A 14301-nucleotide genomic window follows, 5' to 3' on the forward strand; every position below is an offset into this window, starting at 1 on the left:
TATCCACCATGCGTGATAATGCCCTCTTGCTCGTGCGCCGCGGACTGGCGTGGTGGATCGACGGCCTCCTCGTCGCCGTCGTTGTCATCGCGGTGCGCGCGGCCTGGCTTGCACTCGCCGACCCGGCCTTCAACGTCGAGGCGCTGCTCACTCCCCTGGTCTTCTTCGCCTACCGCGTAGGCCTCGAGGGGTGGAAGAACACCTCGCTAGGCAAGTGGTCTCTGCGACTCGAGATCCTCGCAACACGCCACGGCGTCGTGGGCGCGGCGCTGCGCAACGCATACCTCCTCCTGCCGCTGCTCACCCTCACCGGCGCGGGCTGGGCGCAGTACACGACCGAGATCATTGTCGCGGTCCTGGCGCTCAGCGTGCTTGCCGTGGGCCAGACTCCCTTCGACCTGCTCGCGGGCGCGATGGTCGAACGACACTCCTAGAGTGCTTTAAAGGCGCGGCGGAGCTTCGGCTGCGCGTAAGCCGGGATGCCACGGTCCTCGATGCCTGCCTTCGTCCACATGCCGCGCACCTGGCCGTCGACGACGACGGGCCGACGGAACACCCCGCGGTTGCCGGGCACGAGGACCTCGTGAGTCTGCACGTCCATCGCGAAGAGACGGTCCTGGTAGCCAAGGATGTATTCGTCGAAACCACCGAGAAGGAAGGCCGTGCGCGGAGTGGGTGCGGGCGCGTCAAGGGCGATGACCTGACCATCACGCACTTCGAGGTCATCCGGCAGGTCGCGCGCGGCCGCGGCGATGGTGCGCTTGGGTAGCTTCGACCACCACGCGAAGTCATCGAGCGTCGCCGGCGCATGCGTCCGGAAGTAGCGCGTGGCGAGCTCCGTGACGGCCGCCCGGCGCGCGGCCTCCGTCTCGCCGAAGACCTCGGCGAGACCCGGCAGGCGCAATCGCGTGACGAGCTGCTCCCGCCCCGTGTAATAGACGAGGTTTTCCTCCATGAGCGTGCGCAGCACCCGGTACTGCGGCAGCTCCGGATGAAGGCGCGTGGCCAGGGCCTTAAACTCGGCGCGGCTAAAACCGGATTCCGGAATCTCTTCGAGGACGTCGCGGAATTGCCCGACGTGTTCCTTGAACGGCCGCGCGCAGAGGTCCGTCATCCAGCCCATGTCCGCGCGCGTCCCCACGAACAACGTGTTGCGCATGGGATAACCGCGCACCAGCTCGGCCCAGTCCGCATCGGTGAGCTGACCGCCACGCAGCTCCAGCGAGAGCAACGCCGAGGCGACGTCTTGGCCTTGCATGAGACCGAAGGCGGAGGCGGCATCGGCAGGCGAGGCCCAACGGCGAGTGCTCAGGCCTTGGGTGGCGAGGCGGGCGCGGCCGAGCGCGCGGTTAGTGGCCTGCGGCATCCCAGTCCGTGCCCTCGCCGGTGGAGACCTCGAGCGGAACCTTGAGCTCGATGGCGGAATCCATCTCGCGCTCGAGGATGGCCTTGACCTCGTCGCGCTCGCCCGACGCGACCTCGACGACCAATTCGTCGTGAACCTGCAGCAACACGCGGGACTTCATGCCGCGCAGCTCACGGTCAACGCGGATCATGGCGATCTTGATAATGTCCGCCGCCGTGCCCTGGATCGGCGCGTTGAGTGCGGCGCGCTCAGCGTTCTCGCGGGCCAGGCGGTTATCCGAGTTGAGCTCCGGCAGGTAACGGCGGCGGCCGAAAATGGTCGCGGTGTAGCCGTCCTTGCGGGCCTGCTCGACGACCTCGGAGAGGTAGCGCTTCACGCCGCCGAAGCGGTCGAAGTACGCCTCCATGATGGTCCTCGCCTCGCCAGCCGGGATGCCCAGCTGCTGGGACAGGCCGAAGGCGGACAAACCGTAGACGAGACCATAGGACATAGCCTTGACGCGGCGGCGCAGCTCGGGCGTGACCTCGTCGACGGGGACGTCGAAGACCTTCGAACCGACGTAATTGTGGAGGTCCTCGCCCTCGCGGTAAGCCTCGATGAGCCCCGGGTCGTCCGACAGGTGAGCCATGACGCGCATCTCGATCTGTGAATAGTCCGCGGTAAGCAGCGTCTCGTAGCCCTCGCCGACGATGAAGGCGGAGCGAATCTTGCGACCGGCCTCCGTGCGCACCGGGATATTCTGCAGGTTCGGCTCGGCGGACGAGAGTCGACCGGTCGAGGCAACTGTCTGGTTGAACGTCGTGTGAATGCGCCCGTCCGGCTGCACCGTCTTGATAAGGCCCTCGAGGGTGACCTTGAGCTTTTGGTACTCGCGGTGCGCGAGGAGGTAGTCGAGGAACGGATGCGGGTGCTCCGCGGCAAGCTGCTCGATTTCCTTCGCGGCCGTGGAGTAGCCGGTCTTTGTCTTCTTCGTCTTCGGCAGATCGAGCGTCTCGAAGAGGACGACCTGAAGCTGCTTGGGCGAATTGAGGTTGAGCTTGTCGTCTTCAGCAATCTCGCGCGCGGCCTGCTCCTGCTGCGCGACCTGCTCGGCAAAGAGCTCGAGTTGGTCCTCCAGGCGACTCATGTCCACCGCGATGCCGGTGGCCTCCATGCGCGCGAGGATGCCCGCGAGCGGCAGCTCGAGGTCGGCGTAGAGTTCGAGCGAGTCGATCTCCTCGAGGTCCGCCGTGAGCGCCACGGCCAGCTCCGCGATGGCGAGCGCCGAATCGACGAGCGAGGTGTCCTCTAGCAGCGAGAGTTGATCGCTGGGCGTGCCCAACGTGCGCTGCAGGTGGCGCTGGTACACGTCCGAGAGCTCGTAAGTGCGTTGACCCGGGCGCAGCAGGTACGCGGCCAGCGCCGTGTCGTGCGCGACGCCCGCCAGTTCAATGCCGCGGCCCAGCAGCATGTGGTACGCCGCCTTGGAGTCGTGCAGATACTTCTGCGCTTCTTCGTCTTCAAGCCAGGCCTTGAGCGCCTTATCGTCCGCGGCATCCAAGTCCGCGAGCTCGAGCTGGATGCCGTGATGTTCCGCATCGACGAGCGCAAGGGCCGACGCATCGCCACGACCGGGCTGACCGTTGCCTTGGAGGTAGACGGCGACTCCACTCTTTCGCTCGCCGGCGGAGCCGGTGAGCCAGCTGGCCAGTTCGCCGGGGTTGAGCTCATCCACAGTCACTGTCGGCGCGTCGGCCGGCTGCGCCTCCGGCGCGCTGCCGCCGTCGTTGGGGATAGCGGCCAACACGCGCTCACGCAGGTTAGTACCGAACTCGAGCTCATCGAACTTCGCGGCGACCTCGGCGACAGCCGCGCCCCTAAATGCGAGATCGTCCGGGCCGACCTCAAGGTCCATGTCCGTGATCATCTGCGTGAGCGTGCGGTTCATCTTCACCTGCTCGATGCGGTCGCGGAAGTTCTGGCCCGCCACGCCCTTAATCTCATCCGCGTGGGCGACGAGCTCGTCGAGCGAACCGTACTGGAGGATCCACTTGGTGGCGGTCTTCTCGCCGACCTTAGGCACGCCCGGCAGGTTATCCGACGGGTCGCCGCGCAGCGCCGCGAAGTCCGGGTATTGCGCCGGGGTGAGCTGGTACTTCTCCTCCACCGCGGCGGGCGTAAAGCGATGCAGCGTCGACACGCCGCGCATAGGATAGAGCACCGTCGTCGTGTCGTTGACGAGCTGCAGATAGTCACGGTCGCCGGTGACGATGAGTGTGTCGTAGTTCGTCGCCTCCGTTGCGAGCGTGGCCACGATGTCGTCGGCCTCAAAGTTCTCGCGCGAGAGCGTCGTAATGCCCAGCGTCTGCAGGACCTCACGGATGAGCTCAACCTGGCCGCGGAACTCCTCCGGCGCGGCCTCGCGCTGCGCCTTGTACTCCGGGAACATCTCCGTGCGGAACGTCTTGCGTCCCACGTCGAAGGCCACGGCCATAGAATCCGGTTTCTCCTCGGCCACGATATTGGCCAGCATGGACAAAAATCCGTAGACCGCGTTGGTGTGCTGGCCGCCAGTCGTAGAGAAGTTCTCCGCCGGCAGCGCGTAGAACGCGCGGAAAGCCATGGAGTGGCCGTCGATGAGCAAAAGGCGAGGCGTCGTTGAGTCAGTCACCTGGCCCATCCTAGAGGCCATGGGCTGCTGCCCGCCGGATGGGTGTACCGATTAGGACGCAAGGATCGAATTCCGCTAAAGTATGTCCCAGCGTTGAAGGACGCGTGCGCCCCTGTAGCCCAATTGGCAGAGGCAACGGATTCAAAACCCGTTCAGTGTGAGTTCGAGTCTCACCAGGGGCACAATCATCGCCGGTCAGAGAAATTTCTGGCCGGCGATTGTGCATGCATAGCGCACGAATCGACTCAATGTCCCAAGAAATCCTCCCGCCAGCGAACCGCTGGGGAGAAATATCAGCCCGTGTACGCTCGGTTATCATCAACGCAAAGGACGAGCAGACGGCGCCTCCTCCACGGTTGCGCTGACCGGATCCGCGCGACGCAGCATTTCAGATCGCCCTGGTGGTTTCACCAGTACTCACCCGCGCGGCAGTCCCCTTCGTGCACCTGTCCCCTATATCTTGAGGCGCATGCATTACATACTCAACGCCGTGCGCGGCGCTCTCATCGGCATGGCCGAGCTCGTCCCGGGCATTTCGGGCGGCACGGTGGCGCTCATCGTCGGCATCTACGAGCGCGCCCTGCACAACGCCAACTTCATTTTCTCGTGCAAGTTCAAGAAAATCGAGTGGGGCTTCCTCATCTCGGTCGCAGTGGGCATGCTCGCCGCCGTCTTTGGGTTCTCCACGATCCTCCACATTTTCGTCGAGTCCCAGGTGTCGGTGTCCAACGCGCTCTTCTTCGGCATGGTCGCCATCTCCATTATCGTGCCGCTGTCCATGCTCGGCGCGGAAGAAAAGAAGAAGCCCTCGGGCTGGATTGCGCTCATCGTCGCGGCCGTCGCCATTTTCTTCGTCACCGGCTTCACCTCCGCCCCGCACGAGGACCCGAGCCTCATCATCGTCTTCTTCGCCGCCGCCATCGCGGTGTGCGCGCTCATCCTGCCGGGCGTATCCGGCTCGCTCATCCTGCTTACGATGGGCCTCTACGCCCCCATCATCGGCGCAGTCTCGGACCGCCACATTCCCACGTTGCTTATCTTCATGGCGGGCGCGTTGTGCGGCCTCGCGGGCTTCGTCAAGCTCCTCAATTACCTGCTCGATAACCACCGTGCGCCGACGCTGATGGCGATGTCCGGCTTTATGCTCGGCTCCCTGCGCGCGCTGTGGCCCTTCGGCGAAGGCCAGGATGCGGGCATCGGAAGCATTGTGCTCGCCATGGCGGCAGGTATCGCCATCGTCGGTGCTTTCATCCTCATCGACCGCCGCATGGCGAAGAATTAAAGCCCGACCTGGCTCACGCCGAAGCACGTGCCCGCCGGCGCGCTCACCCGCAGGGTTGAGCCGCCGCCGGTGACGTGCAAATACACCTGGTGCAGGCCCTCCTTCCCCGTGAAGGTCGTGGCCGCGCCGTCCAGCGCCACCGCGATGTCCCCCTCCGCAGGCGCGAGATAATTAAGACGCACCGTCCACTCGCGGTCCATCAAGGGCCCATCCAGGGCCAGCTCCCCCGCGCAGGAGCTTTCCGATGCCCTCATATTCCACATCTCCACATCCCTCACCGTCCCATCAGGCTGGACGCGCTGGAGCCGCTCGACGGCCGGCGCCACCTTCTCCGGAGCCAGGGCCGCCACCGTGTTGTACGGCGCGACCGCCGGGCTGAGCACATCCCAATCCACGTCCTGGTTGAGGACCGGGCCTTCGGCCGCGCGCAGGGTGCCCACATACTCGCGGGCGGGCTGGTCCCACCACCGCGCGCCGAAGGCCACGAGGCCCACGAGCGCGCTCGCCGCGAGCACCGCCCCCACCGCTTTGTGCACCGTTGTGTACGCCGCATGGCGGACCGGCCGCCAGCCCGCCGCCACCGCGAACGCCGCGACCACCGCGCCTTCCGCGAACTGGCGCAGCGCCATGGCCTGCTCTACGCCTGCCTCTGCATTCGAACGCGCGAGGTAGAGCGCCACGAGCGGCACGATCGGATAAAGCAGCGGCAGCAACGCCCAGCGGCGCAGCCGCCACGCGGCGTAAGCGAGTACCGCGACACCCGCCGCGAGGGACCACCACGCAGCATCAAGGAACGGCGGGCCCGGATGCCAGCGCTGCCACTGCCAAGCGGTCCCACTTATGCCCGGCACGGCCGCCCGCAGGTAGCCTTCCGCCACGAAGCCCAGCAGTCCGCCCACCGGCTCTGTCTCCCGGCGCACGAGCCACAGGTAGAGCGCGCCCCACACAAGCGTCGGCACGCCGCCGGCCACGGCCACGGGCCACCACGGCCGCCGCGCGAGCAGCAGAACCGCGACCACCACCGGCGCGATAAGCAAGGCCTTCTCCGAGAACGCCGCCGCACCCAGTACGGCCGCGGGCACGATCCACAGTTCCCGGCCCGTGCGCACCCACCGCGCTGCGGCCCACATCGCCAGGCCCAGGCCCGCCTGCACCGGCAGCGACGCAAGCCCCGCCGCGAACCACGCCGCCGCGGGCCAGCCCACCGGCAACAGGAAATACACCGCGAGCCCCGTATCGACGCGCCACGTCGGACCATCCGTGAGCCGCACGACCTCGCGCAACCCTGCGAACACCGCCACCGCCGCTCCTGCCTGGAGAACGAGCAACGCCGCCAGCGCCGCCGGCCACGACAGATACGCCGCGTGCGCCAGCACCTTAACCACGATCCAGCCCGCCGGCATAAGGTGCCCGTCATGCGGCGTCCACATGAGCTCCCACCAGCCGGTCTCACGCGCCTGCGCCTGCAGTGTGAAGTCGTCCCAGTAGAACCATCCGCCCGCGGCCAGCGCCGCGTGCGCGGCGAGTCCCAGGGCAACGAGGATCCACGTCCTCATACGTTCGCCTCCTCCGGTGCTAGGGTTAGACCCCAGACTGTAGACGCTTTACCCCAAGGAGTTTCCATGCGCCGCACTCTCGTCGCCATCGCTACCGCCGCCACGGTCACCCTCGCCCCGCTGCAGGCCATCGCCGCTGACCAATCCTCGTCTCAGGTATCCCAGTCGGACGCCTCCAGCGAGTCCAACCTCAAGGGCTCGTCCTACATCAAGTGGCTCGACGAAAACGTCTCGCCCACGGACAACGAGGCCACCAATAAATTCCTCCAGGTGCTCGTCGACGGCGCCTTCGCGCTTCTCGGTTTCGTGGTCGTCGGCTCCATCGTCGGCGAAATCATGCGCCTGATCCCTTAGTTTCGGCAGCCCCGTGCTAATTTGGAAATAATACATCCCACCGCAATTCATTCATTGCGGCCGGATTCCACTTTGAGCTTCGACAAGGGCTGCACATATGAAACACACGCTTCCGCTGGCCGCGGTTCTGCTGAGCGCTTTCGCGCTGACAGGCTGCGTGACCAACGTCGAGCCCGCCGTCCCCGACGGCTGGCAGCAGATCGACGTCAAGGCGGTCCCCGAGATCGCCGCGATGGTCTCCGACTCTGACGGCATCCTGTCCGTCGGCACCAACCCGCCCTTCGCGCCTTTCCAATTCAAGGACTCCGAGGGCAACATCGTGGGCTTCGAGATGGATCTCGCCCGCGCCGTGGCCCAAACCATGGGCCTCGAATTCAAGCCGGTGCAGCAGGACTTCTCCATGATCCTGCCGGCCATTTCCTCCGGGCAGACCGATATGGGCGGCTCCGGTTTTACGGACAACGAGGAACGCCGTAAGAACTACGACTTCATCGACCACCTCTACGCCGGCATCCAGTGGGTCCAACGCCCGGATAATCCGGTCGATCCCAACAATGCCTGCGGCTTGACCGTCGCTGTGCAGCGCACGACGGTCTCCGAAACCGACGACGTTCGCCCGAAGAGCGAGGAATGCCTCGCGCAGGGCAAGGACGAAATCACCATCCTGTCCTACGACACGGCCGACAACGCGGCGCTCGCCGTGCTCACCGGCCGCGCCGACGCCCTGTCTGCCGACTCCCCTGTCGCCGCCTGGGCTGTCAACCGTGCGGACGGCAAGATGGAGACCACCGGCGAAATTTTCGATGCCGCCCCCTACGGCTTCGCAGTTCCCAAGGACTCTTCGCTCGGCCCCGCCGCCGCAGCGGCTCTCCAACATCTCATCGACACCGGCGTCTACGCCGAGATTCTCCACCAATGGGGCATCGACGAAGGACTCGTCGAGCACGCCATGATTAACGAAAGGCCGATCAATGCCTAATTCAGCTCCTGAAAAGATCGAGGCGCGCCCGCTGCGCCATCCGTGGCGCGTGTGCTTCGCCGTCCTCCTCGTCGTCCTCGCCGCGTGGTTTATCATCGACGCTGCCCGCAACGAGGCCTACGGTTGGGGCACGTACTTCCAGTACCTCTTCGACACGCGCATCGCAGTGGCCTCGCTGCACACTATCGCCATTACCTTGCTGGCGATGATCATCGGCGTCGTCGGCGGCGTGCTCCTCGCCGTCCTGCGTCTCTCGCCCAACCCGGTTTTAAGCGCCGTCGCCTGGGTCTTCCTGTGGATCTTCCGGGGCACCCCAGTCTACGTCCAGCTCGTCTTCTGGGGCCTGCTCTCCGCGCTCTACCAGTCCATTAACCTGGGCTTCGCCGAGATTTCCCTCGAGGGCGTGCTGACCAACGCCTTTGTACTCGCCGTCCTCGGCCTCGGTCTTAACGAGGCCGCGTACATGTCCGAAATCGTCCGCTCTGGCATCTCCTCCGTCCCCGAGGGCCAGAAGGAAGCCTCCAAGGCCCTCGGCATGGGCTGGGCCATGACCATGCGCCGTACCGTCCTCCCCCAGGCCATGCGCATCATCATCCCGCCGACCGGCAACGAGTTCATCTCTCTGCTCAAGACATCGTCTCTCGTTGTCGCCATCCCTTACACTCACGAGATCTTTGGCCGCGCCACGGATATCTCGGCCGCTCTTTTCGAGCCCATCCCGCTCCTCCTCGTCGCCGCGACCTGGTACCTGGTCATCACGTCCATCCTCATGGTTGGCCAGCACTACCTCGAGCGCTACTTCGAGCGCGGCGCCACCCGCGAGCTCACTGCCCGCCAGCTGGCCTCCCTCGCCGACGCCGAAGGCACCATCCCCCGCAATATCTCCGTCATCCCCGACACCCAGGAGGGCAAGTAAATGACTACTCCCATGATTGAGGCGGTTAACGTCCACAAGGCCTTCGGCCAGCTCGAGGTCTTGAAGGGCATCGATCTCACCGTCCAGCCCGGCGAAGTTGCCGTCCTCCTCGGCCCCTCCGGCTCCGGCAAGTCCACTTTCCTGCGCTGCTGCAACCACCTGGAGAAGGTCACCGCTGGCCGCCTCTACATCGACGGCGAGATCATCGGCTACAAGGAGCGCGACGGCGTCCTCTACGAGATCTCGGAGAAGGAAGCCGCCCGCCAGCGCCAGGACATCGGCATGGTCTTCCAGTCCTTCAACCTCTTTAGCCACCGCACGGTCCTCGAGAACATCATCGAGGCTCCCGTCCAGGTCAAAAAGCAGCCTGCCGATGCCGCCACAAAGCGCGCCATGGAGCTCCTCGACCAAGTAGGCCTCGCCCACAAGGCGGATGCCTACCCCGTCCAGCTCTCCGGCGGCCAGCAGCAGCGCGTGGCTATTGCCCGCGCCGTCGCCATGGATCCGAAGCTCATGCTCTTCGACGAGCCGACTTCTGCCCTCGATCCCGAGCTCGTGGGCGAAGTCCTGCGTGTCATGAAGGACCTCGCCGCCGGCGGCATGACCATGCTCGTTGTCACTCACGAGATGGGCTTTGCCCGCGAGGTCGCCGATACCGTCTACTTCATGGACGGCGGCCGCGTCCTCGAGCACGGAACTCCGGAACAGGTCTTCGACCACCCGCAGCACGATCGCACGAAGTCTTTCCTGTCCTCCCTGCTGTAAAGTTATCGCCGCCGCGACCCCGTTCGCGCAGCTTGTGCCCCAGTATCTTTTGGGTTCCACAAAAAATGTGCAGTCCTCCGCTTGCCGGAGGACTGCGTTCGTTTGAGTGTATGGTGCACGACCATTATGGGGAAGCTGGCCAGCCTGTTGGCCCGGGGCTCGACATCGCAGACGAGGTACGCGGCTTGACCGAGTCGGAGAAACTTACGATTGCGTGCCACTATCACAACGCCGTCAACGAGATGGATGGTCGCGGGGTCTTAGAGCGGCGTGGGTGGAAGAAGAAAGGCAACTGCTCGAGGAGGAATTCGCGAACAGCTAGAGCTGACCCACACCACGGAACATCGCCACGGCGGCACCCGCTGCGGCCACGGCGAGCGAGAGCATGTGCGCCTTGTCGCGCGGAATGCGCCCAGCCAGGCGCGTGCCGATGGCGATGCCCAGAATCATGCCCAGGATGCCCGCCGGCCATACGAGCCACGAGGCGTGTGAGAGCGATCCCGCACCCGTGACGAGTTTTGCCGTCACAGAGATGGCGCCGCCGACCATGAAGATGGGCTGAAGCGTCGCCGTGTACATGGAGTGCTCCCAGCGCGCCGCCTGCGCGTAGACCGTGATGACGGGGCCCGCGATGCCCGCGAGCGTATTCGTAAAGCCGCCCAGCACGCCGGCCGAAAGCATGGGACCCAGGCCGTGCAGGTGCGGCACATACTTCTTGCCAAAGGTCACCACGCCGAGCGCGATGAGCAGCGCCGCGCCCGCGATGACGAGCAACGGTGCGGTATCGATGGAGCGAATGAGGAACGCCGCCGGGATGGAGCCAAAGACCATGACGGAGGCAATGGCACCGAACTTGCGCCAGTCCACGCGTTCGCGCGCGGTGTAGGTGAGCATCGCCGCGTTGATACACGCCAACACGTTAATGACCATGATGCCTTGCACCGGACCGAGCAAGAGCATGAGCAGCGGCCCGCCCACGAGTCCCATACCCATGCCAGACACGCGCTGAAGACAGGAGCCGAGGAAGATAGAGACAAAAACACCCAGAGCGACGAGCATTACGCGAGTTTTTCCACGACTGCTCGATGGACGGGCTCTGGGAAGAGCCCGGTGACGTCGCCGCCGAACTGCGCGACCTGCTTGGCCAGCGAGGACGAGATGTAGCCGTACTTCTCATCCGTGAGCAAGAAAGTAGTCTCTACGCCGGTGAGACGACGGTTCATCTGCGCCATGGGCAGCTCGTACTCGTAGTCGAGCGAGGAACGCAGCCCCTTTACGATCGTGTCGATGTGGTGCTCCGAGGTGTAGTCCACGAGCAAGCCCGACCAGAAATCGACCTTGATATTCTCCGGCACGACCTCGCGGATAAGCGCGACGCGCTCCTCTACCGTGAACAGCCCTGACGGCTTATCCGGGTTACCTGTCACGAGCACTGTCACCTCATCGAAGAGGTGGCTCGCGCGGGTGAAAATGTCCAGGTGCCCCATCGTCATCGGGTCAAAGGACCCCGGGCACACGGCCTTCTTAGTCATTGCTCGCCTCCAGTTCGCTTCGGTCGAAAATCGCCATATCCATGCGCGCGATACCAAACGTGCGCTTCTTCAACTTCTGGCCCGTCTCCGTAAACCCGGCAGGCCAGACCGTCGGCGCCGAGTCCACGGGCCGCTCGATGACCACGATGGCGCGGTCCTCAAGCACCGGCTCAATGGCGGCCACGAGCCCGTCCACGTCATCAAACGCATAGGGCGGGTCCGCGAGCACCATGTCGAAGTACCCGCGCGGCGCCGTCGCCAAATACGTGCCCACCTTCATTTCCTTGAGCGTCACGCCTGGATGCTTGACCACCCCGATGTTATGGCGGATGACGCGGGCGGCAGCGGAAGACTGCTCGACGAGCACGACCTCGTCGGCACCGCGGCTGGCGGCCTCGAGTCCCAACGCGCCGGAGCCCGCAAAGAGGTCGAGCACGCGCGATCCCTCAAAGCCCCAGCGCATGGTGAGCGAAGAAAACAGGCCCTCGCGCGCACGGTCCGAGGTCGGCCGGGTGCCTTCCTCGGGCACCTTGAGCCGGCGTCCGCGCGCTTCGCCTGCGATAATGCGCGTCATGCCGCACCTGCTTCCAATGCCCCCACGACGGCCAGAACGTCTCCCCCATGGACGTCATCAAAGTCCGCGTGTGCCAAGGACGTGACGACGCCGGGCCCAGGCGTAGCGACGGGAGACTCAAGCTTCGTGGCCTCGACCGTGGCGATGACCTGCCCGGCCTCGACGGCTTGGCCCGCGGCGACGTGGTAGCGCACGATACCAGCAAAGGGCGCGCAAATATTCATGCGTAACACCTTAGCGCACGGCTTCCGCTAGGACTTGTCGAGATACGCTTGCTCGTCCTCCGTGAGCTCCGCAACGAGTTCTCGCGCAAGCTGCTCGTTGCGCGCCACGAGCCCGGTGGCGTCGAAGCTGGCCCGCGAGATGGTCTCGCCGTCGGTAAGCAGGTTGAGCAACCGCAGCGTGCGGTGCTCGCCGGACTGCAGCGTGCCCAGGATGTCACCCTCCTTGCGGTTGGCGAGGTCGAGCTCGGCTAAGTCGAAGCCGGAGCTCGTCTGAGCAATGGCGTTCACGCGCTGGAACGACGCCGACCCGGGCGCGGCGAGCGTGTGGAAGAGACACAGCGAGGCGTTGCCGCCACGGCCCACACGGCCGCGCAGCTGGTGGAGCTGGGAGACACCGAAGTTCTCGGACTCGCGAATGAGCATGATGGTCGCATTCGGCACGTCGACGCCGACCTCGATGACGGTCGTGGCGACGAGCACGTCGTACTCCCCGCGTGCGAAGGCGGCCATAACCTCGTCTTTATCGGACATCTTGCCGTGGAGCATCGCCAAGCGCAGCCCCCGCAGCGGCCCGAATTCAAGTTCCTCCATGAGCTTTTTAACGCCGCCGGCCTCCTCGATGCGCGGCGCCACGATATACGCCTGGTGGCCCTTGGCGACTTCCTCGCGGATGCGCGCCCAACCGCGCGCGACCCACGCCTCGTTGGACTCCGGCACGACGAAGGACTGGATGGGCTTGCGTCCGCCGGGCAGCTCGCGCAGCGTCGAGACGGACAGATCGCCAAAGACCGTCATGGCGATCGTGCGCGGAATGGGCGTCGCCGTCATCACGAGCATGTGCGGATACTGCTGTGCCTTGCCGCGCAGCGTGTCGCGCTGCTCGACGCCGAAACGGTGCTGCTCGTCGACGACCACGAGACCCAGGTCGTAGAACTCCACGGTGTCCTGGATGATCGCGTGCGTTCCGATCACGATGTCGGCCTCGCCGCTGACGATATCGAGCAACGCCTGGCGCTTGGCCGCCGTCTTCATCGAGCCGGTAAGCAGCACGACGTTGACCCCCGCCGGAGCCTGCGCGGAAATCGACGCGAAATGCTGCGCGGCCAGGACCTCCGTGGGCGCGAGCAGCGCGGACTGGTAGCCGCAGTCCGCGGCCTGAAGCATCGCAAGCAGCGCGACCATCGTCTTACCCGAGCCGACCTCGCCCTGGAGCAGGCGTTGCATGGGGAAGACTTGCGAGATATCGTGCGAGATTTCGCCGAGCACGTCGCGCTGCCCCTGGGTGAGCTCGAACGGCAGCGAGGACAGCAGCGCCGCGCGCAGGCCGTCCTCGCGCGGCGGCAAAGCCGGGGCGACGTGGCCCAGCGCATCGCGGCGGCGCAGCGCCATGACGAGCCCTACCGTTAACGCCTCGTTGTACTTCAAGCGGTGGATTGCCATATACGGGCCCTCGAAGGGCGGCTCGTGGACCTGGCGCAGCGCCTGGTCATAGCTCAGCGGCACCTCGTAGTCGAGGGGCTCCGGGATCTCCGGCAGCGACTCGAGCACCTGGTGAATGGCACCGAGCAGGAACCACGAGCTCACCTTGTCCGTCGCCGGGTAGATGGGAATCCACGGCCGGTCCGCGAGCAGCTCGGCGAGCGAGCCGAACATCGCCAGCTCCCGAAACTCCTTCGTCCCCTGGGCCTTCTTCGCATCCTTGCCCAGCAGCATGAACTTGGGGTTCTGCAACTGCGGCGTATGCCGGAAAAATTTCAGCTTGCCGGCGATGATCACGCGCGCGCCCGGCCGCAGCACGCGGAAGACCCACATTTGGCCGAAGAACGCGGCCTGGAAGCCGTTGTCGAGCGCCACGTTGATAACCCGCTTGCCCGTGCGCGTCTCGGACTGAGTGACGTTGACGACGGACGCGGTGACGGTGACGTACTCGCCCTCGATGGCCCCGCCGGCCCCGACATCCGTCGAGCCGCGCAGGTATGTGCGCGGATAGTGCGCGAGCAGGTCGCCACACGTGGAAAACTTAAAGGACTTCCGCAGGGTTTTTACGGCCTCCGCAGGCAAGACGTCTGCCAACGGCCGGTCGTCACGCCACCCCAACATGTG

14 protein-coding genes and 1 tRNA gene are annotated in these 14301 nt (G+C 65.3%); 7 read left to right on the forward strand and 8 right to left on the reverse strand.

Going from position 1 to position 14301, the window contains the following annotated elements:
* Window positions 1–8: 8 nt before the first annotated feature.
* Window positions 9–434: an RDD family protein gene (locus HMPREF2559_RS03475; RefSeq protein ID WP_070539539.1), complete on the forward strand. Its 426-nt coding sequence runs from the start codon at window positions 9–11 to the stop codon at window positions 432–434.
* Here HMPREF2559_RS03475 and HMPREF2559_RS03480 read toward each other — a convergent pair.
* Both HMPREF2559_RS03480 and polA read right to left on the reverse strand, forming a co-directional pair.
* Window positions 431–1366 (reverse strand): DNA glycosylase AlkZ-like family protein, encoded by a 936-nt coding sequence (locus HMPREF2559_RS03480; RefSeq protein ID WP_066484515.1) that lies wholly within the window; start codon window positions 1364–1366, stop codon window positions 431–433. The genes HMPREF2559_RS03475 and HMPREF2559_RS03480 overlap by 4 nt on opposite strands.
* The gene (gene polA / locus HMPREF2559_RS03485; protein WP_066484518.1) at window positions 1350–4025 is read right to left on the reverse strand and encodes a DNA polymerase I; all 2676 of its coding nucleotides are present in this window, start codon (window positions 4023–4025) and stop codon (window positions 1350–1352) included. Before polA ends, HMPREF2559_RS03480 begins: the two co-directional genes overlap by 17 nt.
* Before the next feature lie 99 nt (window positions 4026–4124).
* Here polA and HMPREF2559_RS03490 point away from each other — a divergent pair.
* Together HMPREF2559_RS03490 and HMPREF2559_RS03495 are read left to right on the forward strand one after the other, a co-directional pair.
* A tRNA-Leu gene (locus tag HMPREF2559_RS03490) sits at window positions 4125–4198 on the forward strand.
* 287 nt (window positions 4199–4485) lie between these two features.
* Complete coding sequence (locus HMPREF2559_RS03495; protein WP_070539541.1) at window positions 4486–5298, forward strand: DUF368 domain-containing protein; 813 nt, start codon at window positions 4486–4488, stop codon at window positions 5296–5298.
* Here the strand turns inward: HMPREF2559_RS03495 and HMPREF2559_RS03500 are convergent.
* The gene (locus HMPREF2559_RS03500; RefSeq protein ID WP_070539544.1) at window positions 5295–6854 is read right to left on the reverse strand and encodes a hypothetical protein; all 1560 of its coding nucleotides are present in this window, start codon (window positions 6852–6854) and stop codon (window positions 5295–5297) included. The genes HMPREF2559_RS03495 and HMPREF2559_RS03500 overlap by 4 nt on opposite strands.
* Window positions 6855–6920: 66 nt before the next feature.
* Here HMPREF2559_RS03500 and HMPREF2559_RS03505 point away from each other — a divergent pair, with 66 nt between their 5' ends.
* The 4 genes from HMPREF2559_RS03505 (at window position 6921) to HMPREF2559_RS03520 (ending at window position 9868) form a co-directional block, all read left to right on the forward strand.
* Window positions 6921–7208, forward strand: a complete 288-nt coding sequence (locus HMPREF2559_RS03505; protein ID WP_066484536.1) for a hypothetical protein — start codon at window positions 6921–6923, stop codon at window positions 7206–7208.
* A gap of 97 nt (window positions 7209–7305) precedes the next feature.
* On the forward strand, window positions 7306–8187 hold the full coding sequence (locus HMPREF2559_RS03510; RefSeq protein ID WP_068801740.1) for an ABC transporter substrate-binding protein: 882 nt from the start codon (window positions 7306–7308) through the stop codon (window positions 8185–8187).
* Window positions 8180–9103 carry an amino acid ABC transporter permease gene (locus HMPREF2559_RS03515; protein ID WP_066484544.1) on the forward strand — a complete coding sequence of 308 codons (924 nt, stop codon included), beginning with the start codon at window positions 8180–8182 and terminating at the stop codon, window positions 9101–9103. The genes HMPREF2559_RS03510 and HMPREF2559_RS03515 overlap by 8 nt, the downstream gene beginning before the upstream one ends.
* Window positions 9104–9868, forward strand: coding sequence for an amino acid ABC transporter ATP-binding protein (locus tag HMPREF2559_RS03520; protein WP_066484552.1), 765 nt, complete (start codon window positions 9104–9106; stop codon window positions 9866–9868).
* Window positions 9869–10186: 318 nt separating this feature from the next.
* Here the strand turns inward: HMPREF2559_RS03520 and HMPREF2559_RS03525 are convergent, their stop codons facing one another.
* Genes HMPREF2559_RS03525 through HMPREF2559_RS03545 form a run of 5 tightly spaced genes read right to left on the reverse strand, consistent with a single transcriptional unit; the run spans window position 10187 to window position 14298 of the window.
* Window positions 10187–10927, reverse strand: coding sequence for a sulfite exporter TauE/SafE family protein (locus HMPREF2559_RS03525; protein WP_066484555.1), 741 nt, complete (start codon window positions 10925–10927; stop codon window positions 10187–10189).
* Complete coding sequence (coaD, locus tag HMPREF2559_RS03530) at window positions 10927–11400, reverse strand: pantetheine-phosphate adenylyltransferase (protein WP_070539546.1); 474 nt, start codon at window positions 11398–11400, stop codon at window positions 10927–10929. The genes HMPREF2559_RS03525 and coaD overlap by 1 nt, the downstream gene beginning before the upstream one ends.
* Entirely contained in the window at window positions 11393–11974 is a 582-nt protein-coding gene (gene rsmD / locus HMPREF2559_RS03535; RefSeq protein WP_066484562.1) for a 16S rRNA (guanine(966)-N(2))-methyltransferase RsmD, read from the reverse strand. The genes coaD and rsmD overlap by 8 nt, the downstream gene beginning before the upstream one ends.
* The gene (locus HMPREF2559_RS03540) at window positions 11971–12198 is read right to left on the reverse strand and encodes an acyl-CoA carboxylase biotin carboxyl carrier protein subunit (protein ID WP_066484565.1); all 228 of its coding nucleotides are present in this window, start codon (window positions 12196–12198) and stop codon (window positions 11971–11973) included. Before HMPREF2559_RS03540 ends, rsmD begins: the two co-directional genes overlap by 4 nt.
* Window positions 12199–12225: 27 nt before the next feature.
* Complete coding sequence (locus tag HMPREF2559_RS03545; protein ID WP_070539549.1) at window positions 12226–14298, reverse strand: ATP-dependent DNA helicase RecG; 2073 nt, start codon at window positions 14296–14298, stop codon at window positions 12226–12228.
* Between the last annotated feature and the right edge of the window lie 3 nt (window positions 14299–14301).

Origin of the sequence: Corynebacterium sp. HMSC072G08 (genome assembly GCF_001809185.1) — a bacterium.
Lineage (GTDB): Bacteria > Actinomycetota > Actinomycetes > Mycobacteriales > Mycobacteriaceae > Corynebacterium > Corynebacterium phoceense.